At 69.3% G+C, this 19172-nt stretch carries 17 protein-coding genes; 10 read left to right on the top strand and 7 right to left on the bottom strand.

Going from position 1 to position 19172, the window contains the following annotated elements:
• The coding region (locus QZH66_RS13035; protein ID WP_305806377.1) for a citrate synthase at window positions 1-749 on the top strand (749 nt) is incomplete at its 5' end.
• 244 nt (window positions 750-993) lie between these two features.
• On the opposite strand, the gene QZH66_RS13030 is transcribed toward QZH66_RS13035, so the two are convergent.
• From QZH66_RS13030 to pdxH, 3 genes are all read right to left on the bottom strand, one after another.
• Window positions 994-1791 (bottom strand): cobalamin-binding protein, encoded by a 798-nt coding sequence (locus QZH66_RS13030; RefSeq protein WP_305806376.1) that lies wholly within the window; start codon window positions 1789-1791, stop codon window positions 994-996.
• Complete coding sequence (locus QZH66_RS13025) at window positions 1788-2132, bottom strand: hypothetical protein (RefSeq protein ID WP_305806375.1); 345 nt, start codon at window positions 2130-2132, stop codon at window positions 1788-1790. Before QZH66_RS13025 ends, QZH66_RS13030 begins: the two co-directional genes overlap by 4 nt.
• 100 nt (window positions 2133-2232) lie before the next feature.
• The gene (pdxH, locus tag QZH66_RS13020; protein ID WP_305806374.1) at window positions 2233-2832 is read right to left on the bottom strand and encodes a pyridoxamine 5'-phosphate oxidase; all 600 of its coding nucleotides are present in this window, start codon (window positions 2830-2832) and stop codon (window positions 2233-2235) included.
• Between the two features lie 40 nt (window positions 2833-2872).
• Here pdxH and QZH66_RS13015 point away from each other — a divergent pair, with 40 nt between their 5' ends.
• Window positions 2873-3718: a kinase gene (locus tag QZH66_RS13015; protein WP_305806373.1), complete on the top strand. Its 846-nt coding sequence runs from the start codon at window positions 2873-2875 to the stop codon at window positions 3716-3718.
• Window positions 3719-3816: 98 nt separating this feature from the next.
• Here QZH66_RS13015 and QZH66_RS13010 read toward each other — a convergent pair whose 3' ends face one another.
• Window positions 3817-4020: a dodecin family protein gene (locus tag QZH66_RS13010; RefSeq protein WP_305806372.1), complete on the bottom strand. Its 204-nt coding sequence runs from the start codon at window positions 4018-4020 to the stop codon at window positions 3817-3819.
• 100 nt (window positions 4021-4120) lie between these two features.
• On the opposite strand from QZH66_RS13010, the gene QZH66_RS13005 reads away from it, so the two are divergent.
• From QZH66_RS13005 to mdtD, 5 genes are all read left to right on the top strand, one after another.
• Window positions 4121-4663, top strand: coding sequence for a shikimate kinase (locus tag QZH66_RS13005; protein WP_305806371.1), 543 nt, complete (start codon window positions 4121-4123; stop codon window positions 4661-4663).
• Window positions 4660-5769 carry a 3-dehydroquinate synthase gene (gene aroB, locus QZH66_RS13000; RefSeq protein WP_305806370.1) on the top strand — a complete coding sequence of 370 codons (1110 nt, stop codon included), beginning with the start codon at window positions 4660-4662 and terminating at the stop codon, window positions 5767-5769. Before QZH66_RS13005 ends, aroB begins: the two co-directional genes overlap by 4 nt.
• Window positions 5770-5831: 62 nt before the next feature.
• Complete coding sequence (locus tag QZH66_RS12995) at window positions 5832-6083, top strand: WGR domain-containing protein (protein WP_305806369.1); 252 nt, start codon at window positions 5832-5834, stop codon at window positions 6081-6083.
• A 101-nt stretch (window positions 6084-6184) separates the two neighbouring features.
• Entirely contained in the window at window positions 6185-7258 is a 1074-nt protein-coding gene (hemE, locus tag QZH66_RS12990; protein WP_305806368.1) for a uroporphyrinogen decarboxylase, read from the top strand.
• 110 nt (window positions 7259-7368) lie between these two features.
• Window positions 7369-8787: a multidrug transporter subunit MdtD gene (mdtD, locus tag QZH66_RS12985; protein WP_305806367.1), complete on the top strand. Its 1419-nt coding sequence runs from the start codon at window positions 7369-7371 to the stop codon at window positions 8785-8787.
• 1 nt (window position 8788) lies between these two features.
• Here mdtD and QZH66_RS12980 read toward each other — a convergent pair whose 3' ends face one another.
• The 3 genes from QZH66_RS12980 to QZH66_RS12970 all read right to left on the bottom strand — a co-directional run bounded on the left by QZH66_RS12980 (window position 8789) and on the right by QZH66_RS12970 (window position 16907).
• Window positions 8789-9715: a hypothetical protein gene (locus QZH66_RS12980; RefSeq protein ID WP_305806366.1), complete on the bottom strand. Its 927-nt coding sequence runs from the start codon at window positions 9713-9715 to the stop codon at window positions 8789-8791.
• A 41-nt stretch (window positions 9716-9756) separates the two neighbouring features.
• Window positions 9757-13260, bottom strand: a complete 3504-nt coding sequence (locus QZH66_RS12975; RefSeq protein ID WP_305806378.1) for an ATP-binding protein — start codon at window positions 13258-13260, stop codon at window positions 9757-9759.
• A gap of 95 nt (window positions 13261-13355) precedes the next feature.
• On the bottom strand, window positions 13356-16907 hold the full coding sequence (locus QZH66_RS12970) for a hybrid sensor histidine kinase/response regulator (protein ID WP_305806365.1): 3552 nt from the start codon (window positions 16905-16907) through the stop codon (window positions 13356-13358).
• A gap of 272 nt (window positions 16908-17179) precedes the next feature.
• On the opposite strand from QZH66_RS12970, the gene QZH66_RS12965 reads away from it, so the two are divergent.
• Genes QZH66_RS12965 through QZH66_RS12955 form a run of 3 tightly spaced genes read left to right on the top strand, consistent with a single transcriptional unit; the run spans window position 17180 to window position 18968 of the window.
• On the top strand, window positions 17180-17830 hold the full coding sequence (locus tag QZH66_RS12965) for a YceI family protein (protein WP_305806364.1): 651 nt from the start codon (window positions 17180-17182) through the stop codon (window positions 17828-17830).
• The gene (locus QZH66_RS12960) at window positions 17827-18405 is read left to right on the top strand and encodes a cytochrome b (protein WP_305806363.1); all 579 of its coding nucleotides are present in this window, start codon (window positions 17827-17829) and stop codon (window positions 18403-18405) included. Before QZH66_RS12965 ends, QZH66_RS12960 begins: the two co-directional genes overlap by 4 nt.
• Complete coding sequence (locus tag QZH66_RS12955) at window positions 18402-18968, top strand: YceI family protein (protein WP_305806362.1); 567 nt, start codon at window positions 18402-18404, stop codon at window positions 18966-18968. The genes QZH66_RS12960 and QZH66_RS12955 overlap by 4 nt, the downstream gene beginning before the upstream one ends.
• Window positions 18969-19172 lie beyond the last annotated feature (204 nt).

Genomic DNA, 19172 nt, shown 5'->3' with positions numbered 1-19172 from the left:
CACTGGAGCAGCGGCAGTCGCTCAATGCCGCCGCGCCGGTGCGCCGCGAGGTGGCGGCGATGCTGTTGCGGCAGAACGCCGCCCTGCTGGTCGGCATCCAGCCCGACGCGCGCCCGGTGCACCACCTGCTGGCCGATGCCTGGTGCCCGGGCGATGCCGGCTTCGCCGACGTGGTGCGCTCGGCCCTGGTGCTGTGCGCGGACCACGAATTGAACGTATCGGCCTTCGCCGCGCGCGTGGTCGCCTCCACCGGCGCGCACCTGCACGCCACGGTCAGCGCCGGCCTGGCGGCGTTGTCCGGCCCGCGCCACGGCGGTGCCACCGCGCGCGCGCATGCATTGCTGCTCGATGCCGAGGCCAGCGGCACACCTGCGGCCTTCATTGCAGAGCGCTGGCGCCGTGGCGACGAGCTGCCCGGCTTCAACCACCTGCTCTATCCCGGGGGGGATCCGCGCGCGACCGAAATCCTGCGCCTGCTGCGCGAACTGCGCGGCGACACGCCGCAGATGCGGCACGTTGAAGCGGTGCTGGCCGCCACGCTCGAGAACAGCGGGCAGCATCCGAACATCGACGGCCTGCTGGCGGCGATCTGCTATGTGCACGGGCTGCCGGGCTCGCACGCACTGGTGATGTTCGCCGCCGCCCGCCTCACCGGCTGGCTGGCGCACGCGCTGGAACAACAGGCCGCGGGTACGTTGATCCGTCCGCGTGCGCGTTATACCGGCCTGGCCCCGGGCGGCGAGCGGTAACGCGACATCGCCTCGCAGTGGCTTTAACGGAAAACCCCCGCCGGGCGCTGCCCGGCGCTACACGTCGCCGGGGGTAGCGCGGTGGCAACGCCCCGCTGGGCTTTATCGGAACGGCCCCGCCGGGCGTTGCCCGGCGCTACGAATCCCCGCCGGGCGTTGCCCGGCGCTACACGTCGCCGGGGGTAGAGCGGTGGCAACGCCCGGCTGGGTTTTATCGGGACGGCCCGCCGGGCGCTGCCCGGCGCTACAGCTTGCGCTGCGCCCAACGCTGGATGATCGCCGCGATGGCCTGCACGCCGTCGGTCAAGGCCGCCGGCCCGGGCTGCAGGATCAGCGGCGATTTGATCTCGTGCAGTTCGCCGTCGCGCACGGCCGGGATCGCCGCCCAGCCCGGGCGCGCGGCCACCCGCTCGGGGCGGAATTTCTTGCCGCACCACGAGCCGATGATGATGTCCGGATTACGCGCGATCACCGGCTCGCCAGTGGCCAGGATGCGCGCCTTGGCCAGCGGTTCGCGCGACAGTTCGGGGAACACGTCGATGCCGCCGGCGATCTCCACCAGCTCGGCGCCCCACTGGATGCCGGTGATGATCGGCTCGTCCCACTCTTCCACATACACCCGCGGCCGCTGTGGCAGCAGCGCCGCCTGCGCGGCGATGGCCTCCAGCCCGCGTTGCAGCGCATCGGCATAGGCATCCGCCCGCCCGGCCACGCCGACCAGCGCGCCGAGCCGGCGGATGTAGTCGAGGATGCCGGCGACACTGCGGTGGTTGGCGATCCACACCTCCACCCCGTTGCGGATCAGTTCGGCGGCGATGTCGGCCTGGATATCGGAAAAGCCGATCGCCAGATCCGGTTTGAGCTTCAAAATCTCGCCGACCTTGGCGCTGGTGAAGGCGCTGACCTTGGGCTTTTCCCGCCGCGCCTGCGGCGGCCGCACGGTAAAGCCGCTGATACCGACAATGCGGTCCTGCTCGCCGAGCGCATACAGCGTCTCGGTCGGCTCCTCGGTCAGGCAGACGATGCGCTGCGGGCCGCTCATGGCGTCATGAACCGCGTTTCATCGACGAACACCGCCGGTGTATTCCATGGATGATGGGCGGCGATGCCGTCTTGCAATAGGCGCTGCAGGCGCTCGGGATCACGCGGAATGCAGAACTCCAGCCGCACCGTGGGCTCGCGCACCCGTTCACCGGCGCGCCCCTGTACCGGCGTGGTCGCGGCCAGCGCCCGGTACTGCTCGTATCCGGGCGCCGATTCCCACATGCCGTGCTCGTAACCGCCGGCCGCCAGCGTGTCCACCGCCAGGATCCCGCGCTTGAGCGCGTCCAGATGCGCCGGCGGCACGAACACCACGATGCGGTAGACCGGCTGCAACCGCACGGTCAGGCTCCTGCCGGTGCCGACATCGCGGCGAGCGCGCGCAGACGAGCGCGACAACCGCCGCGGCCAGCGCACAAGCCGCAGGTCCGGTAACGCAGGCTCACGGGAACAACATCCGCTTGCTCCACACCCCGACCGCATCGGCCTCATAGCACCAGCGCTCGTGCAGGCGGAACTGTGCCCCGTACCAGAACTCGATGCGCTGCGGCACTACGCGGATGCCGCTCCAGCCCTCGGGGCGTGGCACCTCGCGCCCTTCGAAATTGGCCTCGAACTTCGCCAGCCGCTGGGCGAATTCCTCCTGCGAGGCCAGTGTCTGCGACTGCGCCGAGGCCCAGGCGCCAATCTGGCTCATGCGCGGCCGCGAGGCGAAATAGGCATCGGCCTCCGCAGCGGCCACCAGCTGCGCGTCGCCTTCTATCCGTACCTGGATGCCGGCTTCGCGCAGGCTGCGCCACAGGAACAGCAGCGCAGTGGCCCGGTTCTCGTGCAGCTCGCGTCCCTTGCGGCTGTCCAGATGGGTGTAGAACACGAAACCGCGGTGATCGAACGCCTTCAACAGCACGGTGCGCGCCGACGGGCGGCCGTCGACATCGGCGGTGGCCACGGCCATCGCCGTCGGGTCGATTTCATTGCCGGCCTTGGCCTCCTCGAACAAGGTGGCGAAGGTGGCAAGCGCTTCCGCGTACAGATCGGTCATGGTCGATTTCGGACGGCAAAGGGTGCGCTATTGTGGCCTCATGCTCTCCGATCCGTACATGCCGCATACCCCCGGGTTCGCGCAGTCGCTGGTCACCGCCGCGCTCGACGACGCACTGGCCATCGGCAAATCCACCGCGGTGCTGGCCATCAGCGGGCTGCAGGGCAGCGGCAAGTCCACCTTCGCGCGGCAGGTGGTGGCCGCCGCGCAGGCGCGCGGCCTGCGTGCGGCCAGCCTGTCCCTTGATGACGTCTACCTGACCCGGGCCCAGCGGCAACGCCTGGCCGATCGCATCCATCCCCTGCTGGCCACCCGCGGCCCGCCCGGCACCCACGACCTGCCGCTGGCACTGGCCACGCTGGCGGCGATCCGCGCCGGCCGCCCCGTCCACCTGCCGCGTTTCGACAAACTGGCCGACGAGCGCCTGCCGGCAGCGCGATGGACGGCCATCGAAGAACGTCTGGATCTGCTGGTATTTGAAGGCTGGTTCGTGGGTACCCCGGCCGAAGCGGAGGCGGCCCTGGTGCAGCCTTTGAACGAGCTTGAACGCGATGCCGATGCCGCTGGCATCTGGCGGCGCTGGTGCAACCAGGCGCTGGCCCGCGACTATCCGGCGCTGTGGCAATGCTACGACCGGCTGTGGTTCCTGCAGCCGCCGGATTTTTCCGTGATACCGCGCTGGCGCTGGCAGCAGGAGCAGGCGATGCAGGCCGCCGAACCGCAGCGCAGCAGCATGAGCCGTTCGCAACTGGAGCGGTTTGTGCAGTTCTACGAGCGGGTCAGCCGGCAGGCGCTGCGCACCTTGCCGGCCATTGCCGATCGCACCATCGCGCTGGATGCGCAACGGCAACCGCGGGACGCCCGTGGCCAAAACACACGCCGGTAGTAGCCGTCCAGGGTGGCCGCGGCCACCGCGGACATGGCGCTCTCGCGGGACGATTCTCCATCTGCATCGCCGCCACAGGAATTGCCGATGGCTGCGCGTCAGCTCACCAGGAAGGTCACGCGCAGATTGACGCGCCACTCGAGGATGGTGCCTTCGCCATCGGTCACCACCTTGGTTTCATTGATCCAGGCGCCCTGGATTCCCTTGACCGTTTCGGCCACTTTCTTCAATCCGCTGCGCACCGCGTCCTCGACACTGGTCTTGGACGAGGCGTTGACTTCGATGACCTTGGCAACTGACATGGGTGGCTCCTTTGGCTGCACCGCGAACCATTGCGCGGAACCACGGATGTTGACGGCCACCGCGTTAAGGCGCCGACACGAGGTGCTAGCATCCAAACCGATGAACCCCGCCCCCAATCTCATCCTGATCGGCCCGATGGGTGCCGGCAAGACCTCCATCGGCCGGCGCCTGGCAGAGCGTTTCAGTCTGGAGTTCGTCGATGTCGACCAGGTCGTGGTGGACGAGGCCGGGACCAGCATCGCCTCGATTTTCGAGAACGCCGGTGAAGCGGCGTTCCGCCAGCGCGAGAAGCAGGTGCTGGCGCGGTTGCTGCAACAGCATGGCCAGCTGGTCTCCACCGGCGGCGGCGCCGTGCTCGACCCGGACAACCGCGCGCTGATCCGGGCGCGCGGCTTTGTGGTCTATCTGCGGGTGAGCGTGCCGGCGCAGCTGCGGCGGCTGCAGCGCGACCGCCTCCGCCCGCTGCTGCAACGCGATGACCGCGACCAGGTGCTCAACGAAATGGCGCTGCGGCGCGACCCGCTGTACCGCGACAGTGCCGACCTGATCGTCGACACCGACCACTTCACCCCGGCCGAAGCCACCGCGCACCTGGTGGTGCGGCTGGCCACGCTGTGGCAGATCACGGAACCCCTTGCATGAGCGCCTCTCCCCGCGTCGTCGCCGTCGGTGGCGTCCAGCCCTACGACATCCACATCGGCCCCGGACTGCTGGGGGATGGCGAACTGCTGGCGCGCGCCATCAGCGGCCGCCATGTGCTGCTGTTGAGCGACGACACCGTGGCCCCGCTGTACCTGGCTGGCGTACGCGCCGCGCTGCTGCAGGCAAAACCCGGGCTGCAGGTGGCTGAATTCCTGATTCCGGCCGGGGAAGCCTCCAAGACGCTGCACAACTTTGCCGGGGCGATCAACGCGCTGGCCGCGCTCGGCGCCACCCGTGACGCCTGCGTGCTGGCGCTGGGCGGCGGCGTGGTCGGCGACCTGGCCGGGTTTGCCGCCGCCTGCTGGATGCGCGGGGTGGACTGCGTGCAACTGCCGACCACGCTGCTGGCGATGGTGGATTCCTCGGTGGGCGGCAAGACCGCGGTGGACATCGCCCAGGGCAAGAATCTGGTCGGCGCCTTCCACCCGCCACGGGCGGTGATCGCCGATACCGCGGTGCTGCGCACCTTGCCGTTGCGCGAGCTGCGTGCCGGCCTGGCCGAAATCGTCAAATATGGCGCCTTGGGCGATCGGCAGTTCTTCCAGTGGCTGCAGGCCGAACGTGACGCCCTGCTCGCCGGCGACGATGCGGCCCTGGCCCGGGCGATCGCCCGCAGCTGCGAGCACAAGGCCGCGATTGTCGAGCGCGATCCGCTGGAAAAGGGCGAACGCGCCCTGCTCAACCTCGGCCACACCTTCGGCCACGCCATCGAGACCGCGCAAGGTTACGGCGCACCCGGCAACGACAACCTCAACCATGGCGAAGCCGTGGCCGTGGGCATGGTGCTGGCGGCGCGACTGTCGGCCGCACTGGGCATGGCCGCTGCCGCCGACACGGACACCCTGCGCGAGCTGCTGCAGGCCTGCGGATTGCCGGTGGCGATCCCGCCCGGACTGGACGCCGGGGCCCTGCTCGCGCACATGCGCCTGGACAAGAAGAACATCGCCGGGCGCCTGCGGCTGGTGCTGTGGCGCGGCATCGGCCGGGCCGAAGTGGTCCCCGACGTGGACGAGGCGGCGGTGCTCGAAGTGCTGCGCCAGGGCTGAAGCGCGCGCCAGGGCACGGGCGCGCCCCCGCCTATTTCCACGGCAACGGCTACAATCGGCCCATGCGCGTATTCCTGCAGCAGCCGCCCAGCGGCAACGAATCCCCCCGCTATGTGCAGCTTTCGCTGGCGCCGGACCTGTTCGGCGGCTGGGAACTGTTGCGCGAAAGCGGCCAGGTCGGTGGCCGTTCGCAGTTGCGCCGCGAGCAGTACCTGCAGCAGGAGGACGCCAGCACCGCCTTCGAGAAAGCCCGCGATGCGCAGCTCAAGCGCGGCTTCCAGGTGATGTTCACCAGCGGTGCCGCGCAGCCCTGACCCGTGGTACCGGTGCCGATGACAGATGGCATCTTCCCCCTGTTTCCCATCTCCAGGCCCACGCGCTTGCGCCATCGGCCTGACCTCCGAGGAGTTCCATCGTGTCCAATCCTGTACGCAACGACCGTTTCCTGCGCGCGCTGCGCCGCGAACCGGTGGATTGCACCCCGGTCTGGCTGATGCGCCAGGCCGGCCGCTATCTGCCGGAGTACCGCGCCACACGTGCCCGCGCCGGCAGTTTCCTGGCGATGGCGAAGAATCCGGACATCGCCTGCGAAGTGACCCTGCAGCCGCTGGCCCGCTTCGAGCTGGACGCGGCGATCCTGTTTTCCGACATCCTGACCATTCCCGACGCGATGGGGCTGGGGCTGTATTTCGTTGACGGCGAAGGCCCCAAGTTCCGCCATCCGGTGCGCACCGCCGCGGACATCGCCAGGCTCGCGGTGCCGGACATGGAAACCGACCTGCGCTACGTGATGGATGCGGTGCGCCTGATCCGCCGCGAGCTGGGCGACAAGGTGCCGCTGATCGGTTTTTCCGGCAGCCCGTGGACGTTGGCCTGCTACATGATCGAAGGCGGCGGTTCCAAGGATTTCGCCCGCACCAAGGCCTTGGCGCTGAACGACCCGGCCGCGATGCACCGGTTGCTGGCGGTGGTGACCGACGCGGTGATCGCCTATCTGGCGGCGCAGCGTGCGGCCGGGGCGCAGGCGCTGCAGGTGTTCGACACCTGGGGCGGCGTGCTCAGCCCGGCGATGTACCGCGAATTCTCGCTGCCCTACCTGACCCGCATCGCCCACGAGCTGGACCGCGGACAGGGCGCCGAACGCACCCCGCTGATCCTGTTCGGCAAGGGCAATGGCACCCACATCGAGGCGCTGGCGGCCAGTGGCACCGAGGCCCTGGGCGTGGACTGGACCATCGAACTGGGCGAGGCGGCACGCCGCAGTGGCGGCCAGGTCGCGCTGCAGGGCAACCTGGACCCGACCACGCTGTACGGCTCACCCGAAGCGATCCGCCGCGAAGTCGGCCGGGCGCTGGACAGCTACCGCGACGGCAATGGCGGCTCGCGCGAGGGCCATGTGTTCAACCTGGGCCATGGCATGTCCCCGGACATGGCTCCGGAGCATGTCGCGGTGCTGGTACAGGCCGTGCACGAACTGAGCCGGCGCTGAGCCCACCGGCGGCAGCGCTCCCGCGGCGCTGCCGCCACGCCGGGCCCACCCCGGACCCGGCGCGGAGATTTTTTACCTTGTGCTGAGTCCGGGGCGGATAAGGTGCCGGGGTGACGAATCCCACGCCCCTCCACCCACCGCGGACCGCGATCGCCCCCCTGCTGTGGCTGGTGTCGCTGGGCATCTTCATGCAGATGCTGGATTCGACCATCGTCAACACGGCATTGCCGGCGATGGCACAGAGCCTGGGGGAAAGTCCGCTGCAGATGCAGTCGGTGGTGTTCAGTTACGCACTGGCCGTGGCCACCTTCATCCCGGCCTCGGGCTGGATCGCCGACCGCTACGGCACCCGTCGCACCTTCCTCGGCGCGATCGTCCTGTTCACCCTCGGCTCGCTGGCCTGCGCGCTGTCCCAGCAGCTGCACCAGCTGGTCGCCTCGCGCGTGCTGCAGGGCATCGGCGGGGCGATGCTGCTGCCGGTCGGCCGGCTGGCGGTGATGCGCTCGGTCTCGCGCGAGCAGTTCCTGCACGCGATGAGCTTCATCGCCATTCCCGCGCTGATCGGCCCGCTGCTGGGGCCCACGCTGGGCGGCTGGCTGGTGGAAGTGGCCTCATGGCACTGGGTGTTCCTGATCAACCTGCCCATTGGCGTGCTCGGGTTGATCGCCACCCTGAAAGTGATGCCCGACCACTACGGCACGCAGCGCCAGCGCTTTGACATCGCCGGCTACCTGATGCTGGCGTTCGGCATGGTCGCGTTGTCGCTGGCCCTGGACGGCATCTCCGGCATGGGCACGCCGCAGGCGCTGGTGATGCTGCTGGCGGTGGCCGGGATCGCCGCGCTGGCCGGCTATTGGCTGCATGCGATCAACGCCGTGGCGCCGCTGTTTCCGCCGTCGCTGTTCAAGCTGGCCAGCTTCCGCATCGGCATCCTCGGCAACCTGTTTTCCCGCATTGGCAGCGGCGCGATGCCGTTGCTGATCCCGTTGCTGTTGCAGGTCGGCCTGGGCATGAGCCCGATGCGGGCCGGGATGTTGATGATCCCGGTGGCCCTGGCCGGGATGGTCTCCAAGCAGGCCGCGGTGCGCCTGGTGCAGCGCTTCGGCTACCGGCGCATCCTGATGATCAACACCGTGCTGGTGGGAATGGCGATGGCCAGCTTCGTGTTCTTCAGCGCCACCCAGCCGCTGTGGCTGCGGGTGCTGCAGCTGGCGGCGTTCGGTGCGGTCAATTCGATGCAGTTCACCGTGATGAACACCGTGACCCTGCACGATCTGGGCAGCGAACAGGCCAGCAGCGGCAACAGTCTGCTGTCGATGGTGATGATGCTGGCCACCGGCTTTGGCGCCGCCGCCGCCGGCAGCCTGCTGGCGACGTTCGATATGCATCTGGCCGGTCACAGCGCCACTGCCGCGCTGCACGCCACCTTCGTCTGCGTCGGTGCGATCACCCTGACCTCGACCCTGGTCTTCTGGCAGCTGCCAGCAAGTCTTCCGGTTCCGGAAATCGTCGACGAAGTACCGGAGTAGCTCAGCCCCCGCCGCCGGCACCGATCGCCGCAGCCACCTCCGGCGTATGCGGCAACCGGTATTCAAACCGCAGCTCGCGCATCCCTTCCCGCACCTCGGGATTGATGTCCTGCGGCATCACACAGCCGGGTGGTATGCGCCCGCTCATGAACGACGCCAGCGCCTGCGTGACCACCGCCTCGTTCCCCTCGGGATCGAGCACCTCCACCCGGTCGGCAAAGGCCACTGCGCGCGCGACACCGCCCTCCTCGATTTTCAGCAGTACCCCCTTCGCCGCCGGATCCAGCGGGCGGCGCACCACCAGCGGCAGCGGGTCCCAGCACTCGCCGGTACTGACGATGACCGTGCGCTGGGCCAGTTCGCGCAGCAGCTGCGCCATCTCCTGGCGCAGGGTTGCCGGGTCCGCCGCGGTGTCGGCCGCACTCAGCCGCAGCTTGATGAAGTACAGGTCCTTGACCAGCATCCCCAGCGTCGAATTGAACGTACGCCGGGATGATTCGATCCGCAGCGTGGCCAGCCAGGCTTCCGCAACGGTGCCGTCGTTTCCATCCACCAGCGCCACCTGCTGCAGTGGCGCAGCCTCGATGGTGCGATAGCCAGCTTCGGGATTGCCGGCCAACGCCACAATCCCTTCCAGCGTCTGCTGTGCGGACTGCTGCAATTGTGCCTTCGTCAGTTGCCCGGCCGGATAGAAATAGACGCTCAGCAGCGCCGCCGGGTGCGCGGGATTGCGGTAGCTGACCGAGGCGCCTTCATCCTGCTCGGTGTAGCGGCGTTCGCCGGCGGCCTGCCAGTCGCCGATCCGCAGTGGATACACCACCCGGCTTTCCTGCAGGAAACCGCCGAGGAACGGTGACTCGGCCGCGCCGGCCGGCGACACCGCGAACAACGACAAACCCGCCATCAACACCAAGCACACCCTGTTCATAGGCCCTTTCTCCGGCTGATCTCTTGCTTGGGGGGGGGGCGTCAATCCGGCCCGCCAATTGGGTTCAGCACCGCGGCAATCGCGTCCAGCAGCATCTGCGCGGTCACCGGCTTGCGCAGGAAGCCGTCAAAGCCGGCCGCGCGCGCCTGCGGCTCGGCCTCGGCGTCCGAGCGCGCGGTCACCGCCACCAGCGGCATTTCGTAGCCCAGCACGTGCAGCTGCTGCGCCAGTGCCAGGCCATCGAGCCCGGGCAGATCCAGATCCAGCAGGCCTATCTGGAAGCGGCCATCGCCCACTTCCGCCAGCGCCGCCAGTCCGTGCGCGGCATGCACCACCTGGTGCCCGTGCACCGTCAACAGCCCGCTGATGACTTCGGCAATGGTGGCATCGTCCTCGACCAGCAGGATCCGCAGCGGCGGCAGTTCCCGGCGCGCCTGGGCGCTGTCGCCATCGCTGGCGGTTTGCGCCGACTCCACCCAGGGCAGCGGCAGTTCCACGCTGAAACAGCTGCCACGCCCGAGCGTGCTTTCGATGCCGATACGCCCGCCCATCGCCATCGCCAGCTCCTGGCAGATCGCCAGCCCCAGGCCACTGCCTCCATAACGGGCCGCGGTGCGCGCGCCTTCGGCCTGCTCGAAGCGGCGGAACAGCCGCTGTTGCTGCTCGGGGTTGATGCCCGGACCGGTGTCGCGGATCTGGAAACACAGGCCGCCATTGCCGGGCAGCGCCTGCGCGCGCAGCGAGACCGAGCCGTGGCCGGTGAACTTGATCGCATTGCCGACCAGGTTGAGCAGGATCTGCCGCAGCCGCATTGGATCACCGCTGACACTGATCCGCACCGGCAACTGGTTGTCGACAATGAATTCCAGCCCGCGCCGTTGTGCCAGCGGGGCCATCAGGCCCTGCACTTCGCCCAGCAGCTGCTGCAGGTCGAACGGCTGATGCTCCAGCTGCAGCCGGCCGGCCTCGATCCGCGCCAGGTCCAGCGCGTCGTTGACCAGCCGCAGCAGGTGTTCGCCGGCGCGCCGGATCGCCTCGGTGTAGCCGCGCTGGCGGGTGTCCAGCGGCGTGGACAACAGCAGCTCGCTCATGCCCAGCACGCCGGTCATGGGAGTGCGCACCTCATGCCCCAGCGTCGCCAGGAAACGGGTTTTGGCCAGCGAGGCCTGTTCGGCCAGTTCCTGCTTGTGGACCGCCAGCTGCAGCGCGTTGCGACGGCGCAAGCGGCGCCGGTAGAGGTAGGCGGAAAAGCCCACCAGCAGCAGCCCGGCCGCCACCATCAACATCACCCCGGCCAGGCTGCGCCACCACGGCGGGCGCACCCGGAAGGCCAGCACCTGGGTCTGCGACCATACGTTGTCGGCAGTCTTGGCCTGGCTCTCAAGCCGGTAATTGCCCGGTGGCAAGCGCGAAAACACGCGCTCGCCGGCGGCCCCCGCGTCGACCCAGTCCGGATCGTACCCTCCGAGCCTGAAGCGATAGGCATTGGTGGCCGAATCGGCGAAAGACAGCAACCGCGCGGTGATATGCAGGTCGCGCTCGCTGTCGTCGATTTCCAGCGGGGTGGCATGGGTGAGGTCCACCACCGCATCGCCGCGGCGGACCGTCACCCGCTCGATCACCAGCGGCGGTTGCCGCATCGAGGGTTTCACCGCGGCCGGATCGAACAGCACCAGCCCTTCGGGCGTGCCGCCGGCGATCTGTCCGGTGACCGTCTGCACCAGCGCACGCCGGCGGAATTCCTGCCCGGGCAACCCATCGTGCACGCCGTACAGGCGGATCGCCTTGCTGGCCGGATCGATCCGGATCAACCCGCGGGCGCTGCTGACCCAGGCCACGCCCTCGGCATCGACCACCAGTCCGCCAGGTGCCAGCGCCGGGAAGCCGCGCTCGGCGCCGATGCTGTCCAGCAGCACGAGGTGGTGCCCGTCCCACAGATACTGGTCCACCCGCCCCATGCCCGCCAGCCACGCCACCCCGGTATCGGTGACGCGGAAGGTGTAGACCGGGCTGCGCGGCGATCCGGGCACCGCCGCGAACCGGCCGGTCGCCGCATCCCAGGCCATCAGGCCCTGGCTGGTCGCCAGCCACAATGCCCCCTCCGGTCCGCAGCGCATGTCTTCGACGCTCTGCGTGCCGCCCAGGCCTGCCCCGCCCAGCGCGAGGTTGCGCAGCACCCGGCCCTCGCCATCGCGCTGCTGCAGGCCGCTGTTTTCCGAATAGATCCAGATGCGGCCGCCATCGCAGATGCGGATGATGTCGCCGTCGCCGGCCATCGCCGCGTCCACCGCATCGCCGTGGCGCCAACGCCGCACCGTGCGCGCGCGCACGTCATAGCGCACCAGTGCATCCAGACTGCCGATCCAGACCCGGCCAGCGGCATCCTCCGCCACCGATTGCACCCAGTTGGTGCCGTCGATCACCGCCAGGTGGTGCTCCACCGCGCCGGTGGCCGGATCGAGCTTGTCCAGCGCCCCGCCGGTGCCCACCACCCATAAGCCACCGGAAGGCGACGCCCCCAGCGCTAGCGGGTAGGGATTGCGCAGGGAGTGCGGATCATCCATCCGCCGCGACAACACCGAGAACTGGCGCCAGCTCGCCGGCAGGTGCCACAGCCCGGCATTGGTACTGGCAAACCACAGCCCGCCTTCGCGATCCTCATAACCGACGGACCAGTTCGGCCTGACCATGCCGCGCTCCTGCGCGCTGTACAGCGGCACGTTGTGCAGCACGCCGCCACTGGCCCGGCCCAGCCCGGCGCGGGTATCCAGCCAGTAGCTGCCGTCGCTGCTGTACAGCAGCATGTTCAACACCCGCTCGCCCGTTCGGCCGTTCCACGGCGCCGGCTGGAACCGGCCCTGCGCGTCGCGCACCACCACGCCCTCGTTGGTGGCCACCCACAACCGCCCTTCCTGGTCCACGGTCAGGCCGTTGATCCGCGGCGATGGCAGCACGTCGTCGCCGATCCGCTGGAAATCGCCGCCGGTCCAGCGCGCCAGCCCGCCCTTGGTGCCCACCCACAGGCTGCCATCGGCGGTCACCGCCAGATACCCCACCGAGGCCGATGGCAGGCTGCGCGGGTTGCCCGCAACCGGCATGAACCGGCGGATCTGTCCATCCGGCCCGAGCCGGTGCAGGCCGCCGGTGGCGGTGCCGAACCACAGGCTGCCATCGGGCGTGGAGGCGATGCTCCACACGGTATTGCTGCCGATCTGCGGATAGCTCTGGCGGTCGAAAAAGCGGAAATGGCGACGATCGGCCGACAGCATCACCAGCCCGGCGTTCTGGGTCCCCACCCACAACTGGTTGCGCGCGTCCACGTGCACGCTCCACACCAGGTTGTCGCGCAGCCCGTCTTCGACCCGCCAGAAGCGGTAGTTGCGGCCGTCATAACGGGCCAGTCCGTCCCGGCTGGCGAGCCACAGATAGCCGAAATGATCCTCGGCAAAGCCGTTGATATTGCTGGAAGGCAGGCCGTCGGCCACCGTCAGCTGCCGCGGCTGCGGCGTGGCCGGAACCTCGGCCCGGGCACGGGTTGGCGCCATGACCCCCACCAGCGACAGCCACAGCAGCACGGCCAACCGCCACGGCTGGCCACGGGCGGACCTTGCCGCTTGGCATCGGCCGGTCGGCGCAAAGCTCATGCGCCGGCGACCGGCATTGGCCGCTCGCGCCAGACCGCGGCGATGGCCTCGGCCAGCATCTCGCCGGTCACCGGCTTGCGCAGGAACCCCTCGAATCCGGCCGCGCGCACCTGCTGTTCGGCATCGCCGTCGGAGCGGGCGGTCACCGCCACCAGCGGGAAGTCATGGCCCATGCCGCGCAACTGCCGCGCCAGCGCCAGCCCGTCCAGCGCGGGCAGGTCCAGATCCAGCAGGCCGACATCGAAGGCGGTGGCGGCCGCATCGGACAGCGCCGAGAGCCCGTGGGCGGCATGGACAACCCGGTGTCCACGCGCCTGCAGCAAGCCGGTGATCACCTCGGCCACGGTGGGATCGTCTTCGACCAGCAGGATCCGCAGCCCATGCTGCGGCCCCGGACGCCGCGCCCGGGCGGCCGCGACCGGTGTGGGGGACAGCCGCCACGGCAGCGGCAATTCGACATCGAAACGGGCACCGGCGCCGGGATGGCTGTCGATGTGGATGGTGCCGCCCATCGCCACCGCCAGCTCCTGGCAGATGGCAAGGCCAAGCCCGGAGCCGCCATAGCGCGAGGCCGTGCGCGGGCCGTCGGCCTGCTCGAAGCGCTGGAACAACCGCGCCTGCTGCTCGGCATTGATGCCCGGCCCGGTGTCGCTGACCTGCAGACGGATGCCGCGCGCGTCCGGCAGCAGGCGCAGCGCAAGCCCGACGCTGCCGTGCTCGGTGAATTTGATCGCGTTGCCCAGCAGGTTCATCAGGACCTGGCGCACCCGCATCGCATCGCCGGTGACCGCCACCGGCCCCGGCAGCCCGGTATCGCGCTGGAAATGCAGGCCACGCCGCCGGGCCAGCGGCTGCATCAGGGCGGTGACCTCATCGAGCAGGTCGGCCAGATCGAATGGCTGGTTCTGCAATTCCAGGCGACCGGCCTCGATCCGGGCCAGGTCCAGTGCATCGTTGACCAGTCGCAACAGATGGCTGCCGGCCTGCTGGATGGCGCCGGCATAGTTGCGCTGGGTGGCATCCAGTGGCGTGGTCAGCAGCAGCTCGCTCATGCCCAGTACCCCGGTCATGGGGGTGCGCACCTCATGGCCGAGGGTGGCCAGGAACCGGGTCTTGGCCTGCGACGCCTGCTCGGCCAGCTCCTGCTTGTGCCGCGTCAGCTGCCATTCGGTGCGCCGGCGCAGGCGTGCGCGATAGGCCAGCACGGCCATGGCCGCCAACAGGGTCAGCAGCAGCACATAACCGGCCATCGCCAGCGGACTGCGCCACCATGGCGGTGCGACCGTCAGCGACAGCCGCTGCGACGGCGACCACGCGCCGCCGGGTACCGCCCCCTGCACTTCGATCTCGTGGCGCCCCGCCGGCAGCCGCGACCAGGTGCGCTCGCCGTCGGCCCCCTGCTCCACCCAGTTCTGGTCGTAACCGGCCACGCGGAAACGGTAACGGTGACGCAGCGGATCGGCATAGGACAGCAATCGCGCGGTGATGCGCAGGTCGCGATCCTGCGGCCCCAGCATGATCATTCCGGCGCTCGCCAACGGCTGCGCCTGCCCGGCATCATCGCGGCGCACCTGCAGCGCTTCGATCACCAGCTGCGAGGGCGGCAGCACCGCTGCCGCGGCCTCCGGATCAAAGCTCACCAGCCCCGTGGTCGCCACCGCCAGCGCCTTGCCGCCCGGATTGTAGGCCGGTGGCCGCAGGGTGAATTCCACATCCGGAAGACCGTCGCGTTCGCCGTGCACCTGCAGCTGGCGCGTGCCCGGGTGCCAGGAAACAAGCCCGCGCGGGGTGGTGGCCCACACCTGCCCGCCGCGCCCCACCACCAGCCCGCCCATGGCCACCGAAGGCACCCCCTCGGCGCGCCCGAGGCGCTGCTGCAAGGCCAGGGCCGCGCCATCCCAGCGGTAGTGTTCCAGCGCGCCGTCACGGGCCAGCCACAGCCCGCCCGCGGGATCGAAGGCGAGGTCGAAGACCATGCCCGGCGCCAGTCCCGGCACTGCGGCAAAGCGTCCGTCCGTCCAGCGCCACAGCCCGCCACCGCCGGCCACCCACAAGCGGCCGTCGGCATCCACACGCAGCTGTTCGATCAGCGTCTCGGGCAGGCCATGGCCGCCACCGAACGGGAAATCCCCCAGCAGTTGCCCCGACGCGGCGCGGTGCTGCAGACCGTAGTTGATGACCGACAGCCACATGCTGCCATCGGCGGCCGCACGCAGCAGGTCCGCGCGTCGCTGCGGGTCATTGCCCACGCCCAGATCGAGATGCTGCACGGTTCCGTCTGCCGGCCGGTACAGGCTGAGCCTGCCGGCGCGCCCGAGCCACACGGCGCCATCGGCGCGGCGCAATACCGACCAGATGCTGCCCTTGCCCACTTTCTGTTCATCCGCCAGCAGCGTCAGGCGGCCAGCGCCATCGAGCCGGTAGACGCCGTGCGCACCGGCGACCAGGAAGCCATCGCCATCGCCCGCGGCATTGATCAGGTACAGGCTTTCCAGCGGCTCATCACCGAGCTGGTACCAGGTGGAAAAGCGCTTCCAGTCCGGCGGCAGGTAGGCCAGCCCCTGCGTCAGCAGCGCGACCCACAGGCCGCCTTCGTGATCCTGCAGCAGGTCCAGCACGCCGCTGTGGCCGGTCAGGAAACCGCTGCCGTGATCGCCCTGCAGCACCTGCAACTGGCCGGCATCGCCGCGGAACAGGCCGTTGGCCGCGCCCATCCAGTAACCGCCATCGCGGTCGTGCAGCACCACCGCGGCCCGCGCACCGGCCCCTTGCGTCCAGGGCGCCGGGCGCACGCTGCCATCGGCATCGACCCGGTACAGGCCGTCTTCGGTTCCGGCCCATACGCCGCCATCGCTATCGCCACTGAGGCGGATGATGCTTTTGCCGCCCAGCAGCGCCGGTGCGATCCGGCTGAAGCCCTTGCCGTCCCAGCGTGCCAGTCCGCCGGCGGTACCGATCCACAGCCGCTCCGGACCATCGCGCAGCAGCGAATAGATGGTGTCGTCGGGCAGGCTGTGCGCGTCCCCGGCGGCACTGACATAGCGGGTCACGCGGCCGTCTTCGTCCAGCCGGCACAGGCCGGTGCCGCTGGTACCTACCCACAGCGCATGCTGCACATAGGCCAATGCCCACACCTGCTGCGGGCAGGCCGCGGCGATCTGCGGATACTGCTGGAAGTCCTGACGGGCCGCGTCCAGCATGCTGAGGCCGCCGCCATTGCTGCCCACCCACACCCGGTCGCGGTCATCCACCAGCAGGGTTTCCAGCGTGTTGCTGGGCAATGAGCGGGGGTCGGCAGGATCGTGCCGCCACACCCGCAAACGCACGCCGTCATAGCGTGCCAGTCCGTCATCGGTCGCCGCCCACAGATAGCCGCGCCGGTCTTCGGCCAAGGCCAGCACCATGCGCGAAGGCAGGCCTTCGGCAGCGCCCAGCCGCCGCATCCGCGGGGTTTCGGCGCTGCCGGCGCAGATCGCCTGCACCGGCAACCCGGCCAGCAGCAACAGCAGCAGCCATCCGGTGGCCGCACTTCTCCCATGACGCTTCATCGCTGTAACGGCTCCCCTCCGTTGCCATGCACCCGGGCCGGCACGTGCGGCGTGCGGTCGACAGGTGATTTCCCCCAGGAAGCGGACTGTATACCGCCGCACCGGCCAAAAAGCACGAAGCCACGCCTGCGCCGGTCCACCGATCGCCGCTCACCGCCGGGCGCGCGCGCAGAATCGCCGGCAACCGCCGCGCCCCCGCCATTGCGCGGCCGGGTCGGCAGAACCGCGCCGGTTATGCCTAAAATCCAGGCATTCCGATCCGGAGCCGGCCCATGCAGCGACTACTTTTCCTCCTGGTGCTGTGCCTGTTGCCAGCGCTGGCGACCGCCAGTCCCGCCCGCTACCGGCTGGACCCGGTGCATACCCGGGTCCTGTTCGCAATTGAACATGCCGGCTTCTCGCACGCACTGGGCACGGTGTCCGGCAGCGAAGGGGAACTGCTGTTCGACCCGGACGACTGGACCACTGCGCGGCTGCAGGTCAGCATCCCGCTGACCCGGCTGGATCTGGGCGATGCCAAATGGAACCAGGCCGCGCTGGCGCGCAACCTGCTCGATGGCGAGCGCTATCCGCAGGCGCAGTTTGTGTCCACCCGGATCGAGGCCATCGATCCGCGGCATGCCAACGTCACCGGGCAGCTGACCCTGCACGGCGTCACCCGCGACGTCACCCTGGCAGTGACCCTCAACGCCCTGAAGCGGCATCCGCTGCCACCGTTCCGGCGTACGGCCGGATTTTCCGCCACGGCCACCCTGAGCCGCGCCGCGTTCGGCATCGACGCATGGAAATCGCTGATCGGCGATGAAGTGCAGCTGCGGATCGAAGTCGAAGCAACCCGCGAAGGCGGTGGTGAAACCGACGAAGGTCCCTCGCCGGTGCCCGCGACGCCCTCATCCAACCCGCCACAGGAACCGGCACCATGACCCTGAAAAACACACCCCTGCGCTGGGGCGGCGTCAGCCAGACCCTGCACTGGCTGATCGCCCTGCTGATCCTGCTGCTGGGCATCATCGGCCTGACCATGGGCGAGCTGCCGAAAACACCGAAGTACTTCTGGGTCTACACCATGCACAAGTCGCTGGGCATCAGCGTGCTCACCCTGGTGGCCATCCGCCTGGGCTGGCGCCTGTACGCCGGCGCGCCGGCGCCGGTTGCCGGCACCCCGCGCTGGCAGGAGCGCATCGCCTCGGCCACGCATGTCCTGCTGTATGTGCTGATGTTCGCGATCCCGCTGTCCGGCTGGCTGTTCGACTCGGCCAGCGGGCTGCGCCCGTTCCGCCTGTTCGGCCAGTTTGAAATGCCCAAGCTCAGCGCCCCCGACGAGCAGATCCGCGCCATCTCCCATGCCCTGCACGAATGGGGGTTCTGGCTGCTGATCGCCGTGGTGATCGTGCATGCCGCCGCCGCGGTTTACCACCATGTTCACCAGCGCGATGCCACCCTCGTGCGCATGTTGCCGCAAGGCTGGCTCAAGGTTCCGACCCGGGATTCCGTATGAACATCAGACTCACCACCCCCACCGCCGTGGCTGCGGCGTTGACCGCGATGCTGGCCGCCAGCCCGGTCAGCGCCGCCGATTACCTGCAGGCGCCCGGCTCGACCCTGGTATTTGCCAGCAAATACGACGGCGAGGTATTCACCGGCACGTTCCCCGGCTTTGCGACCCGGCTCAGTTTCGACCCGGGCAATCTTGAAGCCTCGGAACTGGAGGTGACCATTCCCCTGGCCGGCACCCGCACCGGCAATGGCGACCGCGACGCGACCCTGCAGGGCAGCGACTTCTTCAATGTCGCCAAATTCGCCACCGCGCACTATCGCGCCCGCAATTTCCGGGCGCTGGGCAACAACCATTACGTGGCCGAGGGCACCCTGGAACTGCGCGGGATCAGCAAGCCGGTCACGCTGACCTTCACCTGGACCCCCGGCGCGCAACCGGTGCTGTCCGGAAAGGCCACCGTGAAGCGGCTGGATTTCGGCGTCGGCAGCGGCGACTGGGCCGACCCCGGCATCATCCCCAACGAAACCGCGATCAGCACCCGGGTGGTGTTCCGCGCCAGATAAGCCGGACGCTGCGCGGGGCCAAGCCGCTTCACCGCATGCCGCCAGGCTTCCCGGCTGCAACCGCCTCTGCGGCCCCTGCCAAAAAAAAAAGCGCTCACGCCCGGCTGCAGACAGCCCAGGCCATGTGGCGCGCGAGCAATGCCCGGCCACGCGCATCCGCTAGCTGTGATCTCTCAGTAGGTTGTTCATCCGGGGCGATCCCGG

The organism is Stenotrophomonas sp. YIM B06876 (assembly GCF_030711595.1).
Taxonomy (GTDB): domain Bacteria; phylum Pseudomonadota; class Gammaproteobacteria; order Xanthomonadales; family Xanthomonadaceae; genus Stenotrophomonas.
Note: the sequence above shows the minus strand (reverse complement) of the source record. Positions and strands in the feature narration are given on the sequence as shown.